The following is an 18,172-nucleotide window of genomic DNA, read 5'->3' on the forward strand; positions in this document are numbered from 1 at the left end:
GGTCACCCTGCCCGGGCGCGGATAAAGCCCGGATAAGGTCACGGTCGCCACAGCCAGACGTCACTGACGGTCAGCGCCGGGCCGTAGACCTGCGAGACCAGCTCCCGCAGCGGCTCGTTGCCGGGCTCCGCGCGCATCACCACGGCCTCGCCGTGCCAGCGGGTCACGTCGGCGCGGACCGCGGCCCGGTCCCCGTCCGACAGCGACGGCGCCGTGCCGCTGGTGAGCGTGCCGGTGATCAGCTGGGTGGTCCGGCTGGTGTGGCGCGTACCCATGTGGCCCTTGCCGTCCGGATCGGGACCGAGGAAGTAGCCCTCGGGCACGGTGAACTCCTGCCGGGCCTGGGCACTCCAGCTGAGCGTTTCGCGCCCGATCCAGTTGCTCGGCAGCGGCACCGGCACCAGGGTGCCGCCCGGACGCAGGTACTGCCGCCACTCGCCGCCGGTGACGAACGCCGGCGCCGGCCGGTCCGGCATGGCCGGCAGCGGCGTGGGCAGCAACGGCAGCAGCGCGGCCGGAATCAGCAGGCGCGCCGGCCGCAGACGGTCCCAGGCGAGCGCCACGAGCAGCACCGCGGCGCCGGTCACGGCATAGGTCAGCCGGCTCGGCATCAGCAGGTCGATGATCGGCACGCCCTCCGGCAGGTGCGCCAGCGGTCCGCGCGACCCGGTCTCGACGCCGCCGAACCGCACCACCGGACCGAGCGACAGCACCGCGAACACGACCGCGATGCCACCGGCGACCCGTGACGCCACCGACCGGCGCCACAGCGCGGCCACGAGGCCGATGATCAGCAGGGTCAGCGGCCAGCCGTACCAGCTGTTCTGCTCGGTGCGGCCCTGCGTGGCCTCCGCCTGCGGGCCACCGGCGAGCGTGTCCCGGGCGAAGGTCAGATAGGTGACGGGATCCTCACCCCAGCCGGTGAAGGCCGGCATTCCGGCGAAGGACTGCGGGCCGCAGAACTGGAACCAGATCGGGTACGCGCAGAGCACTCCGGCCACCACCGCGGTGGTGCCGAGCGCCCGCAGGAACCCTGCCGCCCGCTGCCGGGCCGCGGACGGGCGCAGCACGGCGTACAGCACGACGCCCAGCCCGCAGGCGAGCGCCGTGACCAGCAGCAGCTCCTCGTTGATGAACAGCTGCCAGGTCACCAGCAGGCCCAGCACCACGCCGTCGCGCCGCCACCGCCCACCGGCGCCGAGCCGGAACACGGCCGCCACGATCAGCGGCAGCAGGAAGTTCGAGACGAAGTTGGGCTGACCGTTGGCGTGGTGCACCACCCCCGGCGCGAACCCGGCGAGAGCCCCGCCCGCGAACGCCGCGGCCCGCGAGCGCACGACGATACGCTGCAACACCCAGTACGTCGTCGCCGCCGTGCCCGCGCAGGCGGCGATCATCCACACCAGGTAGGTGACCCGCACCCCGAGGAGCATCGTGAGCGGCGCCAGCGGGACCGTCACGCCGAGAACCGACGTGTTGGCCATCATGTTCACGCCGTACGGGACGTTCTGCGTGGTCGAGAACAGCGGGTTGCCGCCGTGGGCGAGGAAGTGCGCGCCGTGCGCCAGCAGCCACTCGAACCAGGTGTGGTCGGCCGGCAGATGCGACGAGACCAGGGCGCCGGGATCGCCGAGGAAGTTCCCCATCACGACGAGACCGAGCACCACGTACGCCGCCAGCGCCGCGACGTGTGGCCGCCGCGACCGGGCCGCACCGGTGGCGACGGGCGCGGGCGGGTGGACAGCCGACGGAGCTTGATCCAGGAGGACGGTCATGGGCGGCGACCGTACGGATCACGTCATAAGCGCTGGATAAACGCTGTGGCGGTTAGATCCGCCCGATGTCGAGGTCGGCCACGACACCGGCGTGGTCGCTGAGCCACACCCCGTCCACCGGGCGGTCGGCCATCAGCCCGGCCGCCACGATGCGGGCGCTGGCCTGCGGATGGGCGTGCGCCGAGCCGGCGAACACGTAGTCGATCCGCCGCCGGTGACCGGGCTGCCCGATCACCCGTTCGATCTCGGCGGCGGCGAGCGGGTTGTCCACCGTCCAGGTGTGGCCCGGGCCGTCTCCGGCCACCGCCCAGGCGTCGTGATAGTGCGCGCTGCGGCCGTCGAGTGTCTGCAGACCGCTGAGGAACCGGATGCTCGCCGCCTCCGGACCGGCGTTGAGATCACCGGCGATGATCGTCGGCAGTGCGGTGCGGTGCCGGGCGTCCAGCTCGGTGATCTCGACGGCCTGCCGCTCGCGGGCGGTCTCGGCGTCCAGCCGCCACGGTGTGGTGGGCACGATGAACAACAGTTCGCCCAGCGACGGCACCGAGACCGACACGGCCAGGGTCCACCAGTGGAACTCGGGAGCCTCGGTCCGGTTGTCGAGGACCTCGCGGACCCGGTGCGGCCAACGGGTGGCGATCGCGGTTCCGCCGTACCGGTCACCGTCGGGCGGCGGCCGATCCAGCACGCCGGCCTGGTGGGTCGTGTGCAGCCCGGTGCCGGCGACCAGCTCGGCGAGCTGGTCGCGCCGGCCGGGGTAGCAGACCTCCTGAAACGCCACCAGATCCGGTTCCAGGCGCCGGACCTCCCGGTTGAGCAGGTCGGTCCGGCGCGGGTCGCCCTCGTCGTTCTGCACGTTGATCGTCAGCACCCGCAGGCGCATCGGGGCTCCTCTCGCCGGCCGCCAGCGTATCGATCACGGCCTCAGGGCGGCGGTGCCGCCGCGCGGGCCAGCCGGCGGGCGAGGTGCCCGAAGGCGCCGGCCAGCTCGGGCGGGCCCACCACCTCGATGTCGGCGTCGAACCGGGCGAAGGCCGCGGCCAGGCCGGGCCAGGACCACGATCCGAGCGTGAGCCGGCACCGGCCGGGTCCGGCCTCCTCGACGACGCCGTCGCGGCTGTAGGTGGCCACGGTGGCGGCCGGGAGGTCGAGCACGACCGTGCCCTGGCAGGGCCAGTCGCCGGTGGCGTCCCCGGAGCCGCGGAACGTGCCGATGACATGGCCGGCGACGTCGCCGCCCGGCAGCTCGCGCGGGGTGAAGCGGGGCCCGTTGGGGGTGCGCAGGAGCATCCGGTCGGCCCGGAAGGTCCGCCAGTCCGCGCGGTCGAGGTCCCAGGCGACGAGATACCAGCGGCCGTTCCAGGTGATGACGTGGTGTGGCTCGGCCCGGCGCGGGGGCGCGTCGCCATGGTCGGCGCCGTAGTCGAAGCGCAGCACCTCGTGGGCGTGGACGGCCGCGCTGAGCGCCAGCAGCACCGCGCCGTCGACCGGGGCGGCCGGGCGGGTGGTGGGTGGTTCGACGGCTGTGACCTGCATCGCGCTGATGCGGTGCCGCAGCCGGCTGGGCAGGACCTGCCGGACCGTGGCCAGGGCCCGGGCGGCCGCTTCGGCGAGGCCGTTGCCGGGCGTCGTGGCGGCGAGCTGCAGGGCGACGGTGAGAGCGACGGCCTGCTCGTCGTCGAACAACAGCGGCGGTAGCTCGGTGCCGGCGCTGAGCCGGTAGCCGCCGTCGGGTCCCTTCATGGCGGCGATCGGGTAGCCGAGCTCCCGCAGCCGGTCGACGTCGCGGCGCACGGTGCGCAGGCTGACCTCCAGGCGGTCGGCCAGCAGCGTGCCGGGCCAGTCCCGCCGGGTCTGCAGCAGCGACAGCAGGGCGAGCAGTCGGGCGGAGGTCTTCGGCATGAATCCCATCGTGCCCGAAGAAGAGGACACAACCTGGCACCTAGGGCTGCGAATCTTGGTCACAGGCCGGTCGGACCGGCGCATCGCCTCAGACAGGAGTCACCATGAGCGTCACCACCACCACCCACCTGAACTTCCGCGGCGACGCCCGGGAGGCGCTGACGTTCTACCAGTCCGTGTTCGGCGGGCAGACCGTCCTGCTGACCTACGCCGACGCCCACAACGTCGCCGACCCGGCCGAGGCCGGGCAGATCATGTGGGGCCAGGTCCAGGCCCCGAACGGCTTCCACGTGATGGCCTACGACGTGCCCGGCAACCAGTCCTACAACCCCGGCGACAAGCCGGTCTTCGTCTCGGTCCGCGGCACCGACCAGGAGGAGCTGACCACGTACTGGAAGGGTTTGTCCGAGGGCGCGACAGTGCTGCAGGACCTGGGCCCCGCCGGCTGGAGCCCGCTCTACGGCATGGTCAAGGACCGTTTCGGCGTGACCTGGGTCCTCGACATCGCCGTCGAGTACAACGCCGGCTGACCCGGCCGGCTCTGCTATCCGGGCCGGGTGACGGGTGCGCGCACGGCGATGGTGGTCCCCGGGATCGCCGCAGATCCCTGATGCAGCAGAGGTGACGGCCGGCCGCGCAGAGCCTGATCGAAGAACGCAACCGTGTACGCGTTGATGACGGCGAACCCGCGCCGGCCGCCGATCGGACCGGAGAGGCCCAGGTGCGCCGACGCGGGAAGCCAGTACGGCAGGTCGGTGAAGTTGACGTGGAACAGGTCCGCTATCTCCACGTAGTACCCGCCGCCGGTCAGTGTCGCGTAGGCGGAACGCATTGTGCCGAGCGTGGTCGTGATGTCGTGCTCGCTCCAGCCTCCGGACTTCCGTCGCTCCAGGCGCATGGTCTCCGCGTCGCGGGTGAGGAACATCGTCGGCTGGCGCAGGCCGGCCGCGACGACGCCGGCCGGTACGGGATCGTCCATCACCAGGCAGGCCCGCAGGCGGGCGTCCGCTCGGCACGACTGCGCCGCGATCCGCCCGCCGAGCGAAACCCCGAGGACACCGGCGCGGCCGAGATCGAGGTGCCCGGTGAGGACGCGGTGCGGGTCGGCGGTGTCGACACCGCCGAGCCGGTCGAGGACGAAGCGCACGTCGTCGGCGAAGAACGGCACCAACCCGTCCGGCCGGGGAACGCCGTCGAGCGCCGGCGTGGTGGGCTGCGGTTCGACACTCTGGTCGACCAGCGGGTCGATCTGGTCGAACGGCAGGTTGCGCAGCTGCCGCCCGTCGGGGAACCGGACGGTCGCGACGACACCGGGCTGGTCGAGGCCGACCACGACGTACCCGTGTGAGACGAGCTCCTCGATCTGGAACGTACTGACCGAGCGGAACCCGTACAGGCCGGAGAGGAACACGAGCACCGGGTGTCTGCCGTCGGCGGCGGGCGCGCCGGCGACCGCGTTCGTGGTGACGTACCGGAAGTGGTCGAGCAGGAACGGCGGCAGGCCGGTCAGCTCGGTGAGCACCGGGGTCACCGCGTCGGCGTCGGTGATGTACGGGGCCCGCGCGGCCTCCGGTGCCGGTGTCGCGGGATACCAGACCTGCGCCATCAGCTCGCGGTGGTCGGCGCCGTCCGCGGTGAAGGGTTCGGGCCGGGTCGGATCGACCCAGTGGTAGGTCACGGTGCCGATGCCGTGGCTCCCGGTCGGCGTGGGGAAGCGGAAGATCGGGACCGCCGCGGGCAGAGCTGTGGAGGTGACCAGGACTGTCGCGCCGACTGCCACGACCGCGATCCTCGTGGTGCGGACGATCCACCGGCGTGGGGTGAACCGGCCCGCCATCCGGCGGCGCAGTAACCAGGCGACCGGGAACGCGAGCGCCAGCACGTACGCGGGCACCAGCTGCCACCGGGCGCCTTCGCCGAGAATCTGCACCGCGCCGGCCACGATCGGGACGGTCAGCAGCCAACTCGTCCACGACCGGCGCCGGAGCCCCGGTACGGCCACCGCAAGGAACGCGACCGCGTTCGCCACCAGCAGCATCGCCTCGAACGAACGCATCCCGGACGCCTTCCCTCAGCGCGATCCCGCGGACGCGCGGCACCCCCGGCCCATCCTGGCGGCTGAGCCGGTCCGGCAGTAGGGCCGGGTGGCCTGCGCACTGGCTCGCGGAGTCCCGCACAGCAGACCGTACGGCGGCACCCACCACGGGTGCCGCCTTTCCCGTTGTCCCTGATCACCGGCCGAGGTAGCGGCCGGCGACCACGGCGGGCTGCTCGACCACCCGGCCCTCGGCCAGGTCGCGGGCCAGCCGCAGGTACTGCGCGTGCGTCCAGGCCAGCGGCGTCGCCGAGAACGTCGGGGTGCCCGGCTCGAAGCGGCCCTGTCCGGCCGGTGGCGTGTGGTCCCAGACCTGCTCCGGGAGCATGCCACCCGGGCCGGTGGTACGGGTCATCGCGGCCAGCCGGGCGGACGCCGCGCGCAGGTCACCGGCGGCGATCTCGTACTCGCCACGCTCGCCGCTGAGCAGGGGCCAGGCCCGGCCGCGGGAGACCAGCGAGCCGGGCGGCTCGTCGAACTCCCACTGGCTGCCGTCGAGCTGCTCGCCGAAGCCGTCGAACGAGGCCCGGTGCCAGAAGAAGCCGCGCCGGGTGGCCACGCCGAGCTGGGCGTCCACCACGGCGAGCGAGTTGACCACGTCCGGGTCCGACGGCGGCAGAATGCCCAGGCGGACCAGGTCGAGGAAGCCGGGGTCGACCACGCGGCGCTGGTCCACGTCGACCGGTCCGCCGTCGCCGATGCTGTACGTGGTGCCCGCGTCCGGATTGCCGTCCTTGGTCAGCCGCAGAAAGTACGGCTTGGCCGAGTACGGGCCGTTGGTCGTCACCGTCCAGGACTTGACCCGGGCCCGCCACGAGTCGGCCGTCGCCAGGTAGCGCCGGCTCGAGGCCAGGTCACCGTGGGTGCGCGCGAACGAGGCGGCGCACACCAGCCCGGCGATGGCCGTCGCGATGGTGTTGGGGGAGTAGCCCGACTGGTTCTCCCAGCGCTCCTGCGGCGTGAACGGCGCCCCCGGGTACGCGACCAGGAAGTCGGCCGCCCGCTTGACGCCGGGCCAGGAGTCCGCGCGACCCAGCTGGTAGGCCAGCACGATCGGCAGCGCCACCTCGTCGAGCTGCAGCCCGCCCCACACCGGCGTGCCGTCCACCTGGGAGTTCTGCGGGAACGAACCGTCCGCTTTCTGCTGCACGCCGAACAGGAAATTCAGCGCGCGATGGGCGCCGGCCCGGTCACCGGCGGCGATCAGTCCGGTGGCGACCTGGTAGAGATCGCGCGACCACACCAGGTGGTAGGGCCCGGACGGGTCATCCGAGCCGAACGCCCACGGCGAGGCCGGCGCCGCCACGTACGCCCCGGGGTGGGTCTTGTCCTCCGAGGCCGCGAGGATCATCGCGGAGGTCCGGTAGAGCTGCCGCTGCGCGGCACCCCGCAACACCCGCGGCGGGGCGCTCAGGCCGGCCAGATAACGCTGCCAGCCGTACGCGTAGGAGCGCGCGACGGCCCGGAAGCCGTCCCGCAGTGATCGCCGTGCAGTGGCCAGCGCCTCGGCGGGGGAGCCGGCGAAGCCGAGCGCGAGCGTGGTGTGCCGTCCGCGTAGGGCCGCTGTCTGCACCAGGTTGCCCGGGGTGGCCGAGGAGTAGCGCCAGTCCATCCGCCCGTCACGCAGGTCGGTGAGCCCGTCGCTGACGCCGGCGAAACCGCTGGACGTGGCGGTGAACGAGCCGGCCAGGGCACTGGACACCGCGCCGTCGGTGGCGACCAGCGCCCCGCCCGCGGTGCGCCCGGAGTCACCCGCGCGGGAGTTGCCCAGCGCCGGGTCGTAGACGGCGAACAGGTCGTAGCCCCACGGCGCGGCGAACGACAGGTCGACCAGGACCGTCGAGCGGGCCGGGTCGGTCGTGTAGTCGGCGGTGAGCCGCCAGCCGGAGCCGTCGAACGTCTGGCGGAAGCGCAGGCCGTCGAGCTGCTCAGTGCGTACCGCCGCCTTGGCCGGACCGCCCCGGGCGGTCACCACGAAGGTGAGGGACCGGGCACTCGGGCCGCCGATCGTCGGATAGAAGATCTCGCCCAGGCCGCCCTCGCGCTGCACGGTCGCCCAGACCCGGCTGCCTCGCGTCCGCGAGGTGAGCAGCCCCGACTTGTCGGCCGGCAGATACTGCTGATCGACCCCGGGGGCGCCCGGTGCGCCGCCGGTCGCCGGGGCTGCGGGGGCCGGGGCTACGGGCGCAAGCCCGATGGCAGCCACCAGCAGGACAGGCAGCATCGGTGTCATCTCGACCTCCTCGTCGCCGGACTCTCCCGGTCTACACCGGTCACTGCTTGATCGCACCCGCTCGCCGGACGACACCTGGACGTGCGTTTGTTTCCGGCCGTTGAGGGGTGCCGCCGGTCCGCACACCGCAGTTGACTTCAACGAAGAGACCTGATAGTCGGGTCCGGTCCACGGGGGATGGTGGCCAGGAACATGCGAAGATCCGTTGTGCCAGGAGTTGTGGTCGCGCTCACCGCGGTGTTGGTCGGAGCCGGCCCCGCCGCGGCCCGGCCGGCCGAGCCGCACGTCATCGGCCTGGATCCGGTCCTGGTCGACGATCTCGAGGCCCTGCAACAGATCTACGGCCCCGGACCCGGGATGGGCGGCGGGCTGCAAGCCCGGGCCGTGGACCCGACCGCCGACGCCCGCTGCGGCAGTGCGGCTGCCGCGCCGGTACCCGACGGTGTGCCGATCAGGGTCAGCATGCCTCCGGCGCCGACCTTCACCGTCGGCTCGATCGCCGCGGCGTCCTGGCGCAAACCACCGGTCAAGGACGTCACCTGGCGCCTGCAGTACCAGGGTCTGATGTGGATGAAGCCGCTGGCGCGGCGGGCGGCCATCGACGGCCAGCGGAAGTCACTGGCCGCGCTCGTCGACCAGGTGGTCAAGTTCCACCGCCAGAACCCGGACCCGGGCAACAACAACTACGGCTGGGACGAGGGTACGGCGCTGCGCCGCCTCGAGACCAAGAACTGCCTGTACGCCCTCACCGGGTCGACGCGGCTGCGGGCCGGCATGACCGCCGACGCCAGAGTCCTGCTCGGATCGCGGTACTACGGTCCGCCCCGGCACCCGGTGCACAACCACGGCCTGATGGCCAACCTGGCCCTCATCCGGGCCGGCGAGCTGCTCAAGGTGCCCGCCTGGAAATCCACCGCGGCCCGCCGGATGACGAGCGAGGCGCCCAAGGCGTTCTCCCCCCGCGGCCTGTCCTACGAGCAGTCGTCGATGTACCACGGGGTCAACACCCGGCTCTGGGACAACGCGGTCACGGTACTGCGGGGAACGCCCGGGTCCGCGTCCGCAGCTGCCAAGGTCGGCGCCATCGTGGCCGAGGCCCGCATCGCCAACCATTGGCTGACCGAGCCCGACGGCAAGATCGTGCAGATCGGTGACTCGGACGAGTCGGCCGGCACCACGGCGGCCTTCACCACGCCGCGGGCGCTGCGCGACGACAAGACCGGCTGGGTGGTCGGCCGCTGGTCGTGGAGCGATCCCCGGGCCGTCTACTACACCGTCCGGTACGGGCCGGGCCGGCGCGCGCACGGCCAGCACGACCGGGCCGGTGGCGTGACCTTCAGCGCCGCGGGCGTACGGGTGCTCGTCGGTCCCGGCCGGTACAGCTACGACACCACGAGCAACTACTGGGCCTACCAGGTGTCGCCGAAGAGCCACAACGTGGCGATCCCCGACCGCGGCAAGGTGACCAACGCCGGCGGCAAGGTGACCGCGAGCGTGGTCCAGGCCGCCGCGCACAGCTGGACGGTGCAGGACACGATGTTCGGCATCCGCCACACCCGCGGCGTCAACGTCAAACGCGACACCCGGACGATGAAGGTCAGCGACTCCTTCCCGACCAAGAAGCTGTGGCGGCAGTACTTCCACCTCGATCCCGCGTGGAAGGTGGTGTCCGCACCCCGCAACGGCACGAAGCTGGTGTTCGCGCACCCGTCCGGCCGCCGGCTCACCATCACCACGAACGGCCGGCTGTCCGGAGTCCTCCGGGGCGTCACCCGGCCGCCGCAGGGCTGGCACTTCCCGAAGCGGGGCAGCCGGGTCCCCGCGTACGAGATCGTGATCCGCTCCCACGGGCGGTCGTCGGTGACGAGCTTCGCGGTCAGCTGACCGGGCAGCACCGGCGAAAGACCGGCCGGGACGGGACCATCAGCCCTGCTGGCAAGTCGATCTTCGGACGATGCTCGTGCTCATGGAAGCGGCAGGGTGGGCGGCGATACGGCCGACGAGGGCGGACGGCCGGGCCGCGCTGGTCGAATTCGGCCTGACGACGGCCTTCATGGCCACCGTCTTCACGCTCGTGCGCTGGGGGATGGGCCCGATGGCGCCGGGCGCCACGGTCACCGAACTGCGGCTTCGGGTGTTGGTCGTGTCGGCGTTGGTCGGCGTGGTCATCGTCGGGTTCGCGACCTCGCCGCCGGGACGCTTCAGTGGCGCACACATGAACCCGGCGATCACCCTGGGCCTGTTCGCGTCCGGATCCGTGCCGGCCCGGCGGGTCCCGCCCTACCTGGCGGCCCAGGGAGCCGGATCGATCGCCGCCACCGTGGTCACCAGGCTCGTCTGGGGACCCGCGGTGTCCGGTCAGCCCGTCCGGTGGGCAGTCGTGCAGCCGGGAACGGGCTGGACCGCGACGTCCGTGGCGGTCGCCGAGGCGACCACGCTGGCGGTCATCGTGGCGGTGATGTGCTGCGTGACGGCCGGCCGGGCCCATTGGCCCCTGGCCCGGATCGTGGGCGCGCTGTTCGGACTGCAGGGGGCGGCTCTCGGGACACTCACCGGGGGCTCCGCCAACCCGGCCCGGCAACTGGGCCCCGCCCTGTTCTCCGGAGAGGTCCGCCTGCTCGCCGTCTACCTGCTCGCACCGGTGGCCGGTGGTGTGCTCGCCGGCTGGACTGTGCGCGGTGTCCGGGCCGGACTCCGGACCCGGCCTCTCGTGGGCTCCTTCCCCGGCTATCCGGGCAGGCGCGGTCTCATCAGGTAGACGCGTGTCGGTGAGCTGGACGTGAGCGGCCCATCGCGCCGTGACTGCGGAAAATGTGCGGCGCCCCGACCGGTACATCCATCGGGTGATCCGGCCGGGCCGCCGGTCCCTCGGCTGCGTATCCATCATGGATCTCCGTTCTGGAACGGTGTCCGCCCGATTCTGACGCGAGGTCGCGGAAAAGGTCAGGGCCGGAAGTCCGTTCCCGGGCGGGAAGCCGCGCCGGCCGGTGGCGTCATGCACGGGTGGTGAGGAGCCGTTCAGCCTTGGTCAGCCGATGCATGATCGTGCGGCGTGGCACCTGCCGGACGCCGCTGAGCCACCCGGCGTGAGCGCAAGCTGGCCGCGTCGGAGAGAGCCGCGGCGGCTGCGTACCGAAATGACGGGATACCACCCGCCCAGGTGCTGCAGGCGATCCGTGACAGTCCCCGTGGCCCCGGAGTCGACGGTTGGGGTGCGTGGTGTCACCGCACCGTGCCGGCGCGCCGCAAGCGACGGCCCGGCCGGCCCGCACGGGACGACCTGCCCGCAAGACGGGACCTTCGGCCCTGAGGTCCCGGCGCGAGTGATCCGCAGAATCGAGCGCAGCCGTGGAAAGGAACCCCTCGTGGACGCGCTCGATCTGGCCCGATGGCAGTTCGGCATCACCACCGTGTACCACTTCATCTTCGTGCCGATCACCATCGGGATGTCGGCGCTGGTCGCCGGGATGCAGACCGCCTGGGTACGGACCGGCAAGGAGAAGTACCTGCGTGCCACCAAGTTCTGGGGCAAGCTGTTCCTGATCAACTTCGCGATGGGGGTGGTCACCGGCATCGTGCAGGAGTTCCAGTTCGGGATGAACTGGAGTGACTACTCGCGCTTCGTCGGGGACATCTTCGGGGCGCCGCTGGCCATCGAGGGGCTGCTCGCGTTCTTCCTGGAGTCGACGTTCCTCGGGCTGTGGATCTTCGGCTGGGACCGGTTGCCGAAGAAGCTGCATCTGGCCACGATCTGGCTGGCGTCGATCGGGACGCTGCTGTCGGCGTACTTCATCCTGGCCGCCAACTCCTGGATGCAGCACCCCGTCGGCTACGAGGTCAACGCCGAGACCGGCCGGGCCGAGCTGAACAGCATCGGGGCCGTCCTGACCAACTCCACGACGCTGGTGACCTTTCCGCACACCATCACCGCCTGCTTCCTCACCGCCGGCGCCCTGCTGCTCGCGGTCAGCGCCTGGCACCTGCGCAAGCGCAACCAGGAGGAGATCTTCCGCCCGGGTCTGCGGCTCGGCGCCTGGGTGGTGCTGATCGCCGGGATCGGCGTGCTGATCACCGGCGACCTGCAGGCCCGGATCATGACCGAGCAGCAGCCGATGAAGATGGCCGCGGCCGAGGCGCTCTACGACACGTCGAAACCGGCGAGCTTCTCGCTGTTCACCATCGGCTCGCTCGACGGGCGCGAGGAGGTGGCCAGCGTCCGCATCCCCTCTCTGCTGTCGTTCATGGCCACCGGAAGTCCCTCCGGCGAGGTCGAGGGCATCAACGACCTGCAACAGCAGTACGCCGAGAAGTACGGCCCCGGCGACTACCGGCCGTACGTGCCCGTCACGTACTGGTCGTTCCGCCTGATGATCGGCTTCGGCGGGCTCGCCATGGCCGTGGCGCTGCTGGCGCTCTGGGCCACCCGGCGCGGCCGGACCCCGGCGAGCCGCTGGCTCTGGATCGCGGCGATCGGCACCGTCGGCATGCCGCTGCTGGCGAACTCCTTCGGCTGGATCTTCACCGAGATGGGCCGCCAGCCCTGGACCGTGTTCGGCGTGTTCAAGACCGCGGAGAGCGGCTCACCGTCGGTCAGCACCGGCGAGGCCGCCACCTCACTGATCGTGCTGACCGCCCTCTACGGCGTCCTGGCGGTCATCGAGGTCGGCCTGTTCCTCAAGTACGCCCGCGCCGGCGCACCGGAGATCGAACCACCGATCGATGACGACGCCGACCGCCCGCTGGCCTTCGCCTACTGAAAGGGCCGACATGGAACTCACTACTTTCTGGTTCGGCCTGATCGCCGTGCTCTGGGCCGGCTACTTCCTGCTCGAGGGTTTCGACTTCGGCGTCGGCATCCTGCTGCCGGTGCTGGGCCGCGACGACCGCGAACGCCGCCTGCTGATCAACACCATCGGCCCGGTCTGGGACGGCAACGAGGTCTGGCTGCTGGTCGCCGGCGGCGCCACCTTCGCCGCGTTCCCCGAGTGGTACGCGACCCTGTTCTCCGGCTTCTACCTGCCGTTACTGCTGATCCTCGTCGCGCTGATCCTGCGCGGTGTCGCGTTCGAGTACCGCGGCAAGCGTGACGACGCCGCCTGGAAGCGTCGCTGGGACTACTGCATCATCGGCGGCAGCCTGGTCCCGGCGCTGCTCTGGGGAGTGGCCTTCGGCAACATCATCCGGGGCGTGCGGCTGGACGCCGATCACGAGTACGTCGGCGGGTTCTTCGAGCTGCTCAACCCGTACGCGTTGCTCGGCGGACTCACCACGCTGACGCTGTTCACTCTGCACGGTGCGGTCTTCCTGGCGCTGAAGACGGGCGGCGAGATGCGCGAGCGGGCCGGACGGCTCGCCGCCGCGATCGCCGGCCCGGCGATCGCGGTCGCCGGCGGCTTCCTGCTCTGGACGGCGACCGACCACCACGACCCGGCCGGCTGGCTGCTCTCGGCCGCGGCGGCCGTCGCGCTGATCGGGGCGGCCGTGGCGACCCAGGTACGCCGGGAGGGCTGGGCCTTCCTGGCCACCGGCGCCACCCTGGTCCTCGCCGTCTTCGCGCTGTTCGTGACGCTGTTCCCGGACGTGATGCCCTCCAGCATCGCCGCGGCCAACAGCCTGACCGTGGACAACGCGTCCTCCACGCCGTACACGCTCAAGGTGATGACCTGGGTCGCGGTCGTCTTCACCCCGATCGTGCTGGCCTACCAGGGCTGGACGTACTGGGTCTTCCGCCAGCGGCTCACCGTCGAGCACATCCCGGTGTCGCCGCCGCCCGCCACCCGGGAGACGGTGTGAAGCCGCTCGACCCGCGCCTGTTGAGGTACGCCCGCTCCACGCGGGCGTACCTGGTGGTCACGGTCGCCCTGGGCGTGGCCCTGGCCGGGCTGATCGTCGCCCAGGCGACCCTGCTCGCTCACGGCATCACGGCGGTGTTCCTGGACGGTGCGGACGTCGCCGACCTGACGCCGGTGCTGGGCTGGCTGGCTGTCGTGGTGGCCGGGCGCTGCTTCGTGGCGTGGGCGCAGGAGGTCGCCGCCGCCCGGTCGGCCGCGGGCGTGAAGTCCGAACTGCGCCGTGGGCTGCTCGTCCGGCTGGCGGCGCTGGGCCCGGACCGGCCGGCCCGTACCGGGGAGGTCACCACGCTGGTGACCCGGGGGCTCGACGCGCTCGACGCCTACTTCGCGCGGTACCTGCCGCAGCTCGTGCTGGCCGCGCTGGTCCCCGCGATCGTGCTGGCCCGGCTCCTGCCGGCCGACCTCGTCGCCACCGCGACCATCGCCCTGACCCTGCCGCTGATCCCGGTCTTCATGGCGCTGATCGGCCTGCACACCGAGGCCGCGAACCGCCGTCAGTTCCGGCTGCTGACCCGGCTGTCGCACCACTTCCTCGACGTCGTCGCCGGGCTGCCGACGCTCAAGCTGTTCGGCCGGGCCCGCGCTCAGGCCGGGACGATCCGCCGGATCAGCGCCGACCAGCGCCGGTTGACCATGCGCACCCTGCGGACCGCGTTCCTGTCCTCGCTCGTGCTGGAACTGCTCGCCACTCTGTCCGTCGCGCTGGTCGCGGTCGGCATCGGGCTGCGACTGGTGTCCGGGCACCTGGACCTGACGACCGCGCTGCTCGTGCTGATCCTGGCGCCGGAGGCCTACCTGCCGCTGCGGCAGGTGGGCGCGAACTACCACGCCAGCGCCGAGGGCCTGGCCGCCGCCACGGAGGCGTTCGAGATCCTCGAGACCCCGGTCCCGGGCGCCGGTTCCACCGTCCCGCCCACCGGCACCCTCGCGTTCGAGGACGTCGTCGTGCGTTACCCCGGGCGCGACGGTGACGCCCTGCGGCTCTCGGCGCTGATCCAGCCCGGCGAGGTCGTCGCTCTCACCGGTCCCAGCGGCTGCGGCAAATCCACCGCGCTGGGCGTGCTGCTCGGCTTCGTGCGGCCGGCCGCGGGCCGGGTCACCGTCGGCGGTGTCCCGCTGTCAGCCGTGGACCTCGATGCGTGGCGCAGCCGGATCGCCTGGGTGCCGCAGCGGCCGCACCTGTTCGCCGGGACGGTCCGTGACAACATCACGCTCGGTGCCGACGGGGACGTGAACCGGGCCGCGCACCTGGCCGGAGTGGACACCTTCCTCGACGACTACGACACCGTGCTCGGCGACGACGGCACCGGCCTGTCCGCCGGGCAACGGCAACGGATCGCGCTGGCCCGGGCCTTCCTGCGGGACGCGCCGATCGTGCTGCTCGACGAGCCCACCGCCAATCTCGACGCCGCCACGGCTGCGGGCGTGATGGGCGCCGTCCGGGAGCTCGCGCGCGGCCGTACCGTCGTCATCGCCGCCCACCGCCCGGAGCTGATCGCCCTGGCCGACCGGGTCATCAGCCTGGCCCCGGCGGCGGTGGCGGCATGAACCTGCTCGCCGTCCTGCGGCCCGCCTCGGGCCGCCTGCTGCTCGCCGTGCTGGCCGGGGTCGGCGCGGCCGGCGCGGGTATCGGGCTGATGGCCACCTCGGCCTGGCTGATCTCGCGGGCCGCGCTGCACCCGCCGGTCCTGCACCTGATGGTCGCCATCGTCGTGGTCCGCGCCTGCGGCATCGGCCGCGGCGCCCTGCGCTACCTCGAACGTCTCGTCGGCCACGACGCGGCCTTCCGGATCCTGGGCGAGCTACGGGTACGAGTGTTCACCCGCCTGGAGAAGCTCGCACCGGCCGGGCTGGCCGACTTCCGCCGCGCCGACCTGGTGCAGCGCCTCGTCACCGACGTCGACGCCGTGCTGGACCTGGTGACCAGGGTGCTGCTGCCCTACGCCGTCGCCGGGCTGGTCGGCGTCGGCGCCGTCGCCCTGGTCGGCACGCTGCTGCCGGTCGCGGGGCTGACCCTGGCGGCGGCCCTGGTCCTGACCGGGATCGTCGTGCCGATGCTGCAGTCGGCCGCCGCCCGCCGGGCCGACGGCCGGCTCGCCCCGCTGCGCGGCGAGCTCGCCACGGCCACCGTCGGCCTGCTGCACGGCCTGCCCGACCTGACCGCGTACGGGTCGGTGCCGCGCCAGCTGGCCCGTCTCGACGAGGTGGACGCCCGGTTGCGCCGCGCCGAGCAGCGTTCCGCCACCGCCACCGGAATCTCCGCCGCGGTCACCGCCCTGAGCACCGGCCTGTGCCTGCTCGTCGGGCTCGCCGCGGGTGCCGTGGCCGTCCGCGGGGGTCAGCTGTCCGGCGAACTGCTCGCGGTTGTCGTGCTGACGCCGCTGGCCGTCTTCGAGACCGCGGGCGCGCTGCCCCTGGCCGCGCAGCGCTGGGCCGGAGCACGGGCCGCCCTGGGCCGGCTCGCCGAGATCTTCACGGCCCCCGTACCGGTGACGACCGTGAGCGACCCGGACGAGCTGCCCGCCGGTCCGCACACGCTGCGCCTGGAGCACGTGACCGCGGGCTGGGCGCCGGGACACACCGCCCTGCGGGACGTGGACCTCACGCTCGCGCCGGGTAGCCGGGTCGCGCTGGTGGGACCGAGCGGGTCGGGCAAGTCCACGGTGGCGGCGCTGCTGGTGCGCTTCCTCGACCCGAGGTCCGGCCGGGTGACCCTGGACGGGATCGACCTGCGGACCCTCGCGCCGGAGCGGGTCCGCCAGGTGGTCGGTTACCTGAGCGAGGACGCGTACCTGTTCGACACGACGATCGGCGAGAACCTGCGCATCGCCGACCGTCAGGCGTCCACGGACGACCTGCGTGCCGCGCTCCGGGCCGCTCGCCTGCTGGACTGGGTGGTCTCTCTGCCGGACGGACTCGACACGCTGGTCGGCGAGCACGGCCTGGCGTTGTCCGGGGGCCAGCGGCGGCGGCTCGCCCTGGCCCGCGCGCTGCTCGCGGACACCCCGGTGCTGATCCTGGACGAGCCCACCGAACACCTCGACGACGAGACGGCGGTGGCCCTGACCCGCGACCTGCTCGCGGCCGCCGGTGATCGCACGGTCCTGCTCATCACCCACCGCACGGACGACCTGGCGGTGGTCGACGAGGTGATCACGCTGGCCGCGGGACGGGTACGGGAACCCGCCGGGGAACTGGTGCCGGCGGTTCCGTCAGGCGTGTCCTGACACCGATCGGCCGACGGCTCCGGCCGCCGACACCGCCTGCACGAGCATGGCGATCCCGGTGCCGGCGATCGCGAAGACCAGGACGGTACGGGCGATCAGCGTCCACTCGTGCCCGTCGAATGCGAACGGGAACACCGCCCAGACCCGGAACAGGACGACGAGGCTGATGCTGTTCGTGACGAGATCCCCCAGAGCCTTCCACCGGGGCGGGTCGTAGAGCACGTACAGCAGGTTCGCCACGATCCCCGCGGCCAGCGACAGGTTGAGAACGACCAGCACCCGGGTGGTGTCCTCGGTCAGGAACGGCACTGCGCGCCAGCCGGGACGGACGTTCACCAGATAGAGCAGCACCGTGTTCAGCACGGCCGCGACCGTGTAGCCGAAGGAGCGAGCCGCCCGGGACGGCCGGTTGCGTGCGGATTTGGTGATCATGATGGCCTCCCGTCAAGGTGCGGCGCGGCGGTGCGCCGCGCCGTGAGGGTCTGCCGGGCGGCCAGGGCCAGGCCGGCTCGCCAGCCGGGAAGGCGGCCACCAGCCGGTGGCCGGATACCGGTCATGTCGTGCCCGCTCCGGGCCAGCAGCCAGGCGACGAGTGAGTTGGAGTTCCACATCTCACCGGTGCCGAGTTCGTCGCGTCCCCAGGTGGCGAGCGGCGCCTGCGGCACGAGATCGAGAAGGTGCCGTGCGCGGCCGATATCGTCGCCCGCCCGGTAGGGGCTGCCCACAGCCGCGGCGGCGTCGGGGATGACCCCGCCGCGCCACCGACGGATCTCGTACCGGAACGCGGTGAACCGGCCCAGCCAGGGCAGACCCACCGGGCCTTCCCGGACCACCCCGCGTCCGGTGGCGTGGGTCGCCCAGACCGGCGCCATCTCGATGACGTAGCGGTCGGCGTCGACGAGGACCTCGAGGGCGCAGTGGTAGAGGCCGGCAGCCGGTCGATGCTCGCGCCGCGCCGCCAGTGCCTCGTAGAGCCGGCCGTTCCAGCGCACCACGTGCCCGCCGGCGCCGAGGGGCAGCCAGTACACCGACACCTCGGCGGCCTGCGTGCCCGGCTCGATGGTCATGGCCGTCTCCTTGATCCTCGG

The 18,172-nt window shown here is 72.5% G+C and carries 14 protein-coding genes; 7 read left to right on the forward strand and 7 right to left on the reverse strand.

Annotation, left to right across the window (positions count from 1 at the left end; genetic code table 11):
* Positions 1-38: 38 nt before the first annotated feature.
* The 3 genes from Aau02nite_RS38250 to Aau02nite_RS38260 are packed head-to-tail and all read right to left on the reverse strand — an operon-like array spanning position 39 to position 3,677.
* On the reverse strand, positions 39-1,775 hold the full coding sequence (locus Aau02nite_RS38250) for a hypothetical protein (protein ID WP_212993538.1): 1,737 nt from the start codon (positions 1,773-1,775) through the stop codon (positions 39-41).
* Between the two features lie 52 nt (positions 1,776-1,827).
* Positions 1,828-2,658 carry an endonuclease/exonuclease/phosphatase family protein gene (locus tag Aau02nite_RS38255; protein WP_212993539.1) on the reverse strand — a complete coding sequence of 277 codons (831 nt, stop codon included), beginning with the start codon at positions 2,656-2,658 and terminating at the stop codon, positions 1,828-1,830.
* 41 nt (positions 2,659-2,699) lie between these two features.
* On the reverse strand, positions 2,700-3,677 hold the full coding sequence (locus tag Aau02nite_RS38260; protein ID WP_212993540.1) for a helix-turn-helix transcriptional regulator: 978 nt from the start codon (positions 3,675-3,677) through the stop codon (positions 2,700-2,702).
* A 104-nt stretch (positions 3,678-3,781) separates the two neighbouring features.
* On the opposite strand from Aau02nite_RS38260, the gene Aau02nite_RS38265 reads away from it, so the two are divergent.
* Positions 3,782-4,207, forward strand: a complete 426-nt coding sequence (locus tag Aau02nite_RS38265; protein ID WP_212993541.1) for a VOC family protein — start codon at positions 3,782-3,784, stop codon at positions 4,205-4,207.
* 14 nt (positions 4,208-4,221) lie between these two features.
* On the opposite strand, the gene Aau02nite_RS38270 is transcribed toward Aau02nite_RS38265, so the two are convergent.
* Together Aau02nite_RS38270 and Aau02nite_RS38275 are read right to left on the reverse strand one after the other, a co-directional pair.
* A complete protein-coding gene (locus Aau02nite_RS38270; protein ID WP_212993542.1) occupies positions 4,222-5,733 on the reverse strand; it encodes an alpha/beta hydrolase family protein in 1,512 nt (503 codons plus the stop codon).
* A 175-nt stretch (positions 5,734-5,908) separates the two neighbouring features.
* Positions 5,909-8,005: a glycoside hydrolase family 15 protein gene (locus Aau02nite_RS38275; protein WP_212993543.1), complete on the reverse strand. Its 2,097-nt coding sequence runs from the start codon at positions 8,003-8,005 to the stop codon at positions 5,909-5,911.
* A gap of 192 nt (positions 8,006-8,197) precedes the next feature.
* Here Aau02nite_RS38275 and Aau02nite_RS38280 point away from each other — a divergent pair, with 192 nt between their 5' ends.
* The 6 genes from Aau02nite_RS38280 to cydC all read left to right on the forward strand — a co-directional run bounded on the left by Aau02nite_RS38280 (position 8,198) and on the right by cydC (position 17,084).
* Positions 8,198-9,889, forward strand: a complete 1,692-nt coding sequence (locus tag Aau02nite_RS38280; protein WP_212993544.1) for a heparinase II/III family protein — start codon at positions 8,198-8,200, stop codon at positions 9,887-9,889.
* 82 nt (positions 9,890-9,971) lie between these two features.
* The gene (locus Aau02nite_RS38285; RefSeq protein WP_212993545.1) at positions 9,972-10,763 is read left to right on the forward strand and encodes an aquaporin; all 792 of its coding nucleotides are present in this window, start codon (positions 9,972-9,974) and stop codon (positions 10,761-10,763) included.
* 607 nt (positions 10,764-11,370) lie between these two features.
* On the forward strand, positions 11,371-12,762 hold the full coding sequence (locus Aau02nite_RS38290; protein ID WP_212993546.1) for a cytochrome ubiquinol oxidase subunit I: 1,392 nt from the start codon (positions 11,371-11,373) through the stop codon (positions 12,760-12,762).
* Positions 12,763-12,772: 10 nt separating this feature from the next.
* Positions 12,773-13,798, forward strand: coding sequence for a cytochrome d ubiquinol oxidase subunit II (cydB, locus tag Aau02nite_RS38295; protein ID WP_212993547.1), 1,026 nt, complete (start codon positions 12,773-12,775; stop codon positions 13,796-13,798).
* Positions 13,795-15,405: a thiol reductant ABC exporter subunit CydD gene (cydD, locus tag Aau02nite_RS38300; RefSeq protein WP_212993548.1), complete on the forward strand. Its 1,611-nt coding sequence runs from the start codon at positions 13,795-13,797 to the stop codon at positions 15,403-15,405. The genes cydB and cydD overlap by 4 nt, the downstream gene beginning before the upstream one ends.
* Positions 15,402-17,084 (forward strand): thiol reductant ABC exporter subunit CydC, encoded by a 1,683-nt coding sequence (gene cydC, locus Aau02nite_RS38305; RefSeq protein WP_212993549.1) that lies wholly within the window; start codon positions 15,402-15,404, stop codon positions 17,082-17,084. The genes cydD and cydC overlap by 4 nt, the downstream gene beginning before the upstream one ends.
* On the opposite strand, the gene Aau02nite_RS38310 is transcribed toward cydC, so the two are convergent.
* Both Aau02nite_RS38310 and Aau02nite_RS38315 read right to left on the reverse strand, forming a co-directional pair.
* A complete protein-coding gene (locus Aau02nite_RS38310) occupies positions 17,070-17,516 on the reverse strand; it encodes a hypothetical protein (RefSeq protein WP_212993550.1) in 447 nt (148 codons plus the stop codon). The two genes, cydC and Aau02nite_RS38310, sit on opposite strands and share 15 nt — an antisense overlap.
* Positions 17,513-18,151: a hypothetical protein gene (locus Aau02nite_RS38315; RefSeq protein WP_212993551.1), complete on the reverse strand. Its 639-nt coding sequence runs from the start codon at positions 18,149-18,151 to the stop codon at positions 17,513-17,515. Before Aau02nite_RS38315 ends, Aau02nite_RS38310 begins: the two co-directional genes overlap by 4 nt.
* Positions 18,152-18,172 lie beyond the last annotated feature (21 nt).

The organism is Actinoplanes auranticolor (assembly GCF_018332655.1).
GTDB lineage: Bacteria > Actinomycetota > Actinomycetes > Mycobacteriales > Micromonosporaceae > Actinoplanes > Actinoplanes auranticolor.

Coding starts and splice junctions, on each gene's coding strand:
- Aau02nite_RS38250 (WP_212993538.1), bottom strand. CDS start 1,775: ATGACCGTCCTCCTGGATCAAGCTCCGTCGGCTGTCCACCCGCCCGCG.
- Aau02nite_RS38255 (WP_212993539.1), bottom strand. CDS start 2,658: ATGCGCCTGCGGGTGCTGACGATCAACGTGCAGAACGACGAGGGCGAC.
- Aau02nite_RS38260 (WP_212993540.1), bottom strand. CDS start 3,677: ATGCCGAAGACCTCCGCCCGACTGCTCGCCCTGCTGTCGCTGCTGCAG.
- Aau02nite_RS38265 (WP_212993541.1), top strand. CDS start 3,782: ATGAGCGTCACCACCACCACCCACCTGAACTTCCGCGGCGACGCCCGG.
- Aau02nite_RS38270 (WP_212993542.1), bottom strand. CDS start 5,733: ATGCGTTCGTTCGAGGCGATGCTGCTGGTGGCGAACGCGGTCGCGTTC.
- Aau02nite_RS38275 (WP_212993543.1), bottom strand. CDS start 8,005: ATGACACCGATGCTGCCTGTCCTGCTGGTGGCTGCCATCGGGCTTGCG.
- Aau02nite_RS38280 (WP_212993544.1), top strand. CDS start 8,198: ATGCGAAGATCCGTTGTGCCAGGAGTTGTGGTCGCGCTCACCGCGGTG.
- Aau02nite_RS38285 (WP_212993545.1), top strand. CDS start 9,972: ATGGAAGCGGCAGGGTGGGCGGCGATACGGCCGACGAGGGCGGACGGC.
- cydB (WP_212993547.1), top strand. CDS start 12,773: ATGGAACTCACTACTTTCTGGTTCGGCCTGATCGCCGTGCTCTGGGCC.
- cydC (WP_212993549.1), top strand. CDS start 15,402: ATGAACCTGCTCGCCGTCCTGCGGCCCGCCTCGGGCCGCCTGCTGCTC.
- Aau02nite_RS38310 (WP_212993550.1), bottom strand. CDS start 17,516: ATGATCACCAAATCCGCACGCAACCGGCCGTCCCGGGCGGCTCGCTCC.
- Aau02nite_RS38315 (WP_212993551.1), bottom strand. CDS start 18,151: ATGACCATCGAGCCGGGCACGCAGGCCGCCGAGGTGTCGGTGTACTGG.